We start from the raw sequence: 7,257 nt of genomic DNA, 5'->3' as shown, positions 1-7,257 counted from the left end.
CCGCCGGTTGGGTGGGTGTCAGTTCACCCGGAGATTACGCCACTGTCCAATTTCTACCACTTCCGAGACACGACCCGCGCCAGAAGGCCAATGGACTTGTCTCGAAAAATGCCGGGTTCTTGAGAGCATGGAAGCGATCGAGGAAACGGACGATGACGAACAAGCCAACCGGAGAATTCAAGCGCGAGGCGGTGCGGATTTCGTTGAGGGGCGGTTTGCCCCGCAAGCAGGTGGCGGCAGATCTTGGCGTTGGCCATTTGACGCTGAACAAGTGGTGAGGGCGTTTGGCGACGCAGGGACGGTGCCTCAGAAGGAGGCCGAACTGGTCAAGGAAATCGAATGGCTTCGGCGTGAGTTGCGGATCATGACGGATTTGAGCCGGATGAGAAAACTACTTGGGGGATGGTTTCCCCGGCGAAAGTGGGAGACGTCAAAAAAGGCCACAGTCTTTTTCCGGGCCAAAAGTTATGAGGTTTGCGTTCATCCAGGAGTATTGCTGCTCGCTTCCCCAAGCGCGGTTATGCCTGTTTTTCAATATCAGTCCGCGGATTGCGTGCCTGGCGACACCGGCCCCTAGTCGGCGTCAGCGCGAGGATATGGTGCTTTTGGCGCATATCCGCGAGCGGCAGCGCCTGAGCCTGGGCAGCTATGGCGGCCGCGCATGACAGCCGAACTTCAAGAACTTGGCCTTGCCGCGGGTGAAAGGCCGATCGGACGGCTGATGAAGGAGAACAGGATTTGCTCCGTGAGAACAAAGAACTACAAGCGCACCACGGATAGTGGCCACGCATTCAACATTGCGCCTAATCTGCTCGATCAGGACTTTTCGGCGGCGCGGCCTAATCAGAAATGAGCTGGCGATATCAGCTATATCTGGACGGAAGAGGGTTGGCCTTCCCTGGCCGTGATCATTGTTCTCTATTCCCGACGTGTAATCGGCTGGGCCGTCAGTGGCCGGACAAAACGCGATCTGGTGACCCGTCCGCCATCAGCCCCGCATTCGTCTCGTGCGCAGTGTCCCAGAAGGTGATCCCCGCCTTCGGAAACAGATCCGACACAGGCATCATCGCAGACCCGATGATCCCGAACGCATGCTCGATCCCGTGCATCTGCGGGACTTTGACAAACGCTTCCTCTGTGGTCATTCTCATCGGTTGTTTCTTTCTTTGCCAAATCAGTTCGGCTGTAGGGCGGCTTTTGATCGTTGCTGGCAGGGACGTATGCCCCGCCAGCAACCCAAACATCACTTCATATCCGAAACGGCGGCAGCCAAGCTCTGATCAAGATCGGGTTCCCTTTCCTTTTCCGGCGCTTGTTCGGTGAAGGGACGGTCGGGGCGGATCAGCAGGGCTGTTCCCGCGCCCACCAGAAGCAGTGCCAGCGAGATCGAGAACGGCAGATCCCATCGCCCGGTCAGGTCGATGATCAGCCCGAAGACGACGGGTGAAATCATGCCGGCCAGGCCGAAGCCAAAGTTCATGAAGCCGCTGGCCGTACCCGAATACTGCGGTGCAATGTCCATGGGCGTTGCCCAAATGGGTGCCACGATCAACTCAGCGAAGAAGAACGCTGCGCTGAGGCTGATGGCCACTGTCACCAGATCCGTCGAAAACATCACCGGCAGCATACAGACAAAGGCGCCCAAGAAGCCCAAGATGATGACGCTGGTCCGGGCCAGCGTAGTATTGCCCGTCCGACGCAGAATGCCGTCGCTAAACCAGCCGCCTGCCAGATCGCCTACCACCCCGGCCAAAAAAACACCTGCCGCGAAAATGGCGGATTTCTTCAGCTCAAGCTGATGTTGATGCAGGAAATAGGACGGGATCCAGTTCAAAAACATCCATAGTGTCCAGCCATAGCAAAAATCGGTGATCGTCACGGGCAGCATCCGCCGGAGCAAGGGACCCCAAGGCAGGGTCTTGCGTTCGCCGACGATCTTGGGGTCTGGCAGGTTTTCCAACTCTTGCGGAGTGATGCCCTTGTGGTTGCGTGGATCGTCGCGAAAATAGAGCCACCACACTGCTACCCAGACAAAGCTGATCAGTCCTGAGATGATAAATGCGTGGCGCCATGACAAGGTGAGGATCAGGAATGCAATCAGGGGCGGGGTCATCGCATTGCCGAAGCGGGCGAAGGCATGGGTAATGCCTTGTGCAAAACCCCGCTTTTCCGCCGGCATCCAATTCGACAGCGCACGGGTCGCAGTCGGAAAAGCCGAGCCCTCTCCCATGCCCAGCAGCACGCGCGCGACGATCAGAGAGATCGCACCCTGTGCAAAGCCGATCATCACGGTGGCCGTCGACCAGACAATGCCGCAGATGATCAGCGTCTTGTGCGGGCCCAGTCGATCCCCCAACCGGCCCCCTAAGATCTGGAACAGAGCATAGGGATAGGCAAAAGCAGAAAACGCCAGCCCAAGCTCGAAGTTTGACAGGCCTAGTTCGGCCTGCATGGCGGGGGCGGCGGTGCTGATGTTAACACGGTCGATATAGGTAACCAGATACATCAAGCAGATGACGAACAGAATACGATCCGTCGTCCTGAAGCGCGTAAGCCTTAGCATGTCTCCTCCCTGGAAAATGCTGACATTTCGTTTTCCCCCGGCACTGCAGCGTGACATGGGCGCGCCCTCCTCCGGCGGTACCCTGCTGCTTCAGGCCGGTTCTGCGGGCCGATGTTTGCTCCCTCCCTTCGGGAGCCCTGCGCTACTGCGTCAGTTGCGCAAGTTTCAGGCGTTGAATCTTGCCTGAGGGGCCTTTTGGCAGTTCGGCCATGAGGTGGATGACACCCGGGGCCTTGAACTTGCCAAGTCTCTGTTCGCAGATCATGATCAGGTCCGGCGCCTGCAACGCTGAGCCCGGCCGCAAGGTGACAGCCGCCTCGACCTGTTCGCCATAGCGGTCGCATTTGCGAGCGAAGGCGGCCGCTTCGATCACGTCGGGATGGGTATAAAGCGCTTCATCAATCTCGCGCGGAGCGATGTTCTCGCCGCCCTTGATGATTAGTTCCTTGAGCCGCCCGGTGACAAATACGTAACCGTCACCGTCCATCCGGCCCAAGTCACCGGTGCGCAACCAGCCATCCGTGGTCAGGGCGGCGGCGGTCGCGACGGGGTCGTTCAGATAGCCGCGCATGACATTGGCACCACGCACGGCGATCTCACCCTCGGCGCCTGGTGGTAGGGGGTGCATGTCCGACGAGATGATTGCGACCTCGTTGCCTACAGCCCGCCCTGGAGAGCCGATCTTTCGCACGCTTGGCGGCAGCGGGTTCGACAGGATCTGGGCCGCTGTTTCGGTCAGGCCCATGGTTTCCACGATGGGAACGCCGAAGCGATGCTCAAAGCCCGCTTGCACCTCGGGTGCCAGCGCAGCCGAGGCCGAACGGCCGAAGCGGATGCGGGCCCGGCATTCGGCCGAGGGATCGCATTCGCCGTGCAGCAGGTGTGAGATGATAGTCGGCACGACCGAGAACCAGGTCGCCTCGTACTGATCGCAGAACGCCCAGAAGCGGCTAGCGGAAAAACGCTCGCACACCGCGACCGAGCCTCCCGACAGGAGCGGGCCTAGAAGCGTCACACACAGCCCGTTGATGTGATAAAGTGGCAGCACGCAAAGCGCACGATCACTAGAGCGCAGGTCATGCGCCAAGGCAGGAGTCCAGCCACCAGCCAGTAGGCTGGCATGGCTGTGGACCACGCCCTTGGGCCGTCCGGTGGTGCCCGAGGTATACATCAGCAGCGCATCGTCACAGGGGCCATGCGGATGCAGCGGGCCCGGCTGGCAGCCTGCCGGCCAATCAAAGCCGTCACCAGCCTCGATCACCATGAGCTTGGCAGGATGGGCAGCAAGGGCGGCCTGTAACAGCGCCTGCTGCGCAGGTTCCAGCAACAGTGCGCGGGCTGCGGAATGCGCCAGTGCATAGCCGATGGCATCGGCACCGGCGACAAGGTTGATCATGGTGGCACGAAAGCCGCCATAAAGCACACCGAACAGCCCCAGCACCGAATTGCGACCATTTGGCAGCATCAGCGCAACGCTTTCACCCGGGACCAGTCCCAACCCGGACAGATGGGTGGCAATGCGCTCAGCCTCATCGCGCAGTTCGCGCCAGGTCAGTGTCAGGCCGGACTCCGGGAACAGGTGGCTGATAGTTCCGCCCTGATGATCGGCGCGATAATCCAGCCAGTCGCGGATGGTGCCTTGCGGCGGATTGTGCGGGTCCAGCTTCATTTCCCGGCCTCATGCCAGTAGTTGCCGAAAATCTCGTCCAGCGTGGGTTCGCGGGGGGGAATGGGCCGAACGACGCGGGTGCGCTGCATGAAGTGTTGCCAGTTCAGGTTGGCGTCTATGGAATTGCCGCCCCAGCTGCCGCATCCCATCGACAATGAGAAAGGCAGGCCGTTGTCGAATGCCCCGCCGGTGGCAAAGCAATGCGCCTGATTGACGATGACACGGCAGACCGGCAGGCTGCGGCCAAGCGCCACCGGACGATCCGTGTCTTGCGAGTGAAGCCCCACCGAATGGCCCGCACCCTGATGCAGCAAAATGCGGCGCGCCAGTTCGGCGGCATGGTTGAAATCGCGGGCGCGATAAAGTGCGACAATGCGACTTAGCTTTTCCCCCGACAGCGGATGTTCGGGGCCGATGCCCTCGGTCTCAACAGCGATCAGGCGGGTGCCTGCGGGTACCTTGCCCGCCAGCCCCATCTTGTCGATCATCACCTCGGCGTCCTTGGCGATGATCTCCCGATTCATATGGCCGTCCTGCCAGAGATGCGAAATGATCCCCGGCGCTTCGGACGAGGGCAGCACCGCGCCGCCTTCGGCTGCCAGCGCCGCCAGGAAGGTGTCATAGACCGCATCGAGCACAATCAGCGCGTTTTCCGAGGAACACGAGGTCGCATTGTCAAACGTCTTTGATGCGGCGATCTTGCCCGCCGCCGTTATCAGATCCGCCGTCTCATCCACAATGACTGCGACATTGCCGGCGCCGACGCCGATGGCTGGGCTGCCGCTCTGATAGGCGCGGCGCACATTGTCTTGGCTACCGGTGACAACGACAAGATCAGCAGTCTCCAGCAGGCGTTGCGTCTTGGTCTTGCTGCCGAAGCCAGGCAGCATCTGCACCAGATCGCGATCTTCGCCGATGCGATCGAATTCGGCATGGATGAAGCCCAGCAGCATCTCGCAGCAGGCCACACCTTTGGGCGAAGGCGACAGCACGATAGCATTGCCGCATTTCAGCGCGTTGATAATGTTGTTCGCTGGAGTCGCCGCCGGGTTGGTCGAAGGTACCACAGCCCCGATCACGCCGATGGGGCGCGCGATCTCGGTGATGCCGGTCGCGGGGTCGTCAGACAGAATGCCGTGGGTTTGAGCGGCGCTGATGTCGCGCAACAGGCCCAAGGTCTTTCGATGGTTCTTGACGATCTTGTCGGCCACGTTCCCCAGTCCGGTGCTGCGAACCGCCAGTTCTGCCAACTGCCGGTTCCGCTCGGGCTGCATGATGGCCCAGCCGGTCGCCAGGGCCGCTCGGTCATAGCGAGCTTGGCTGCCCCGCGCCTCGTATCCGGCCTGTGCGCTGCGCGCCCGCGCCACTGCCGCGTCGACCGAGAGAATATCATTCGGGATGTTCATAGCTATTACTTCTCCGGTTCTCGGCAGCAGCACTGCCGAGAGAGTAAGTGGATCGCAGCTTGACCAAAAAAGGTGCCGCAATATCTGCAATGGTGGTCTGGCGCGGCTTTCTCCCGCCGCGATACTTTGAGAGTAGGGGATGAAAACAGTCTTGCAAATGTTTTCATTTTCTTAGACGATCTATAGATATCTCGAGGTAAAATCAGATGATTAAGCCCGATATTGTTTTCGTTGCAAACCTTGCAGGCGTTTCACCGGCTACGGTGTCCAGGGTGATGAATCATCCCGAATTGGTGCATCCTGAGACCCGCAGGAAGGTTGAACTGGCGGTTGAGAAGTCGGGTTATATCCGCAACCGCGCTGCCCAGGCTATGCATGGCAGGCGCAGCGCCACCATCGGGTTGGTGGTTCCGACAGTTGCAAATACCATTTTCGCCGAGGTCGTGCAGTCCTTCAACGATACGGTCAGCAAAGAAGGTTTTACGTTGCTTCTGGCGTCCCATGGCTACGACCTGGACATGGAATATCGACTTATTCGCAAGCTGCTGGAACATCGCGTCGATGCGTTGGCGGTGGTGGGGCTGGACCACAGCCCAGGCACTTTCCGCCTGATCTCTGGGCAGCGTGTGCCTTTGCTGGCGATTTGGAATTATCTCCCGGATTCGCCGCTGCCTTGTGTGGGTGTCGACAATTGCGAGGCAGGGCGACTGGCGGCAGAGCATCTTGTCGCCTTGGGACATCGTCGAATCGGGATGGTGTTTCCCGCCACGTCGAACAATGACCGGGCACGCGACCGCAAGAAGGCGGCGACGGCAGCCTTCATTGCGGCAGGGATCGAATTGCCACAACGTTGGCAGATCACATCTCCCTACAGCATTGCCCAAGCCAAGGCCGCCTGTCTGGAACTGCTGGAGGGAAAGGATCGGCCGAGCGCATTGCTCTGCGCCAATGATGTGATCGCGCAAGGTGCGATCTATGCAGCGGCTCGTCTGGGGATTGCGGTTCCCGGCAGCCTGTCCGTAATCGGAATCGGAGACTTCGCCGGCTCCGCGCAAATGGAGCCGGCCCTGACCACGGTGCGCATTCCTGCGCAGCGGATCGGCACCGCAGCGGGCGAAGAAATCGTTGCAGCGGTGAGCCGGTGTGATCCCGATCGCATGATCCGCCGTCGCGTGGAACTGGAACTGATTATGCGTACAAGCACCGGCTTGGCTCCTGAATTGATTGCGGCCGGGTAGCTCTCGCAAAGCAAGCATGGCTGAGCAGAAGGGCCATTCATGCTGCATGGCGAAGATCGCGAATTTGCTTTAGGCTTATCCAGCTTGTTGCGACTGAGCGTGAAGCGTTGGCCGGCGTAATTTCTGCAAGAGCTTTCCGGCTTGAGAATTACGTTCGGTCTTGCTGACTTGGATCCATCCGATCGTTGCGCCCATCAGGTCATCGACTTTTTGCACCCCGATCATCGACGCTATTTTATGGGGTTTGTGCCATCAGCAGAGACAAATCGCCCGGATCCCGATAATCCTCGTTTTGAGTCAGCATCGCCACAGGCCGCCTTCCATCAGGTGGGAATGTCCTTCGACCAGGCCGGGAACGATCACCGCCTCGCCAAACCTGTC

Annotated in this window: 7 protein-coding genes and 1 pseudogene; 4 read left to right on the top strand and 4 right to left on the bottom strand. The window is 59.8% G+C overall.

Features of this window, described 5'->3' with window-relative positions; genetic code table 11:
• Window positions 1-127 precede the first annotated feature (127 nt).
• Window positions 128-577, top strand: a complete 450-nt coding sequence (locus tag OU682_RS23140; RefSeq protein WP_268944543.1) for a hypothetical protein — start codon at window positions 128-130, stop codon at window positions 575-577.
• Window positions 578-661: 84 nt separating this feature from the next.
• The gene (locus tag OU682_RS24520) at window positions 662-853 is read left to right on the top strand and encodes a hypothetical protein (protein ID WP_268944542.1); all 192 of its coding nucleotides are present in this window, start codon (window positions 662-664) and stop codon (window positions 851-853) included.
• A 124-nt stretch (window positions 854-977) separates the two neighbouring features.
• On the opposite strand, the pseudogene OU682_RS23130 reads toward OU682_RS24520, so the two are convergent.
• From OU682_RS23130 to sauS, 4 genes and pseudogenes are all read right to left on the bottom strand, one after another.
• Window positions 978-1,151, bottom strand: a pseudogene (locus OU682_RS23130) (thiamine pyrophosphate-binding protein); the annotation flags it as partial.
• A 92-nt stretch (window positions 1,152-1,243) separates the two neighbouring features.
• Window positions 1,244-2,563 carry an MFS transporter gene (locus OU682_RS23125; protein ID WP_268944541.1) on the bottom strand — a complete coding sequence of 440 codons (1,320 nt, stop codon included), beginning with the start codon at window positions 2,561-2,563 and terminating at the stop codon, window positions 1,244-1,246.
• 142 nt (window positions 2,564-2,705) lie between these two features.
• Entirely contained in the window at window positions 2,706-4,232 is a 1,527-nt protein-coding gene (locus tag OU682_RS23120) for an AMP-binding protein (protein ID WP_268944540.1), read from the bottom strand.
• On the bottom strand, window positions 4,229-5,668 hold the full coding sequence (gene sauS / locus OU682_RS23115; RefSeq protein ID WP_268944544.1) for an acylating sulfoacetaldehyde dehydrogenase: 1,440 nt from the start codon (window positions 5,666-5,668) through the stop codon (window positions 4,229-4,231). Before sauS ends, OU682_RS23120 begins: the two co-directional genes overlap by 4 nt.
• 176 nt (window positions 5,669-5,844) lie before the next feature.
• Here sauS and OU682_RS23110 point away from each other — a divergent pair, with 176 nt between their 5' ends.
• On the top strand, window positions 5,845-6,876 hold the full coding sequence (locus OU682_RS23110; protein ID WP_268944539.1) for a LacI family DNA-binding transcriptional regulator: 1,032 nt from the start codon (window positions 5,845-5,847) through the stop codon (window positions 6,874-6,876).
• 141 nt (window positions 6,877-7,017) lie between these two features.
• A partial coding sequence (locus OU682_RS23105; RefSeq protein ID WP_268944538.1) for a hypothetical protein occupies window positions 7,018-7,257 on the top strand: 240 nt, incomplete at its 3' end.

Origin of the sequence: Paracoccus benzoatiresistens (genome assembly GCF_026913015.1) — a bacterium.
Classification (GTDB): Bacteria; Pseudomonadota; Alphaproteobacteria; order Rhodobacterales; family Rhodobacteraceae; genus Paracoccus; species Paracoccus benzoatiresistens.
The sequence above is the reverse complement of the archived record's forward strand: the minus strand, read 5'-3'. Positions and strand labels throughout refer to the sequence as shown.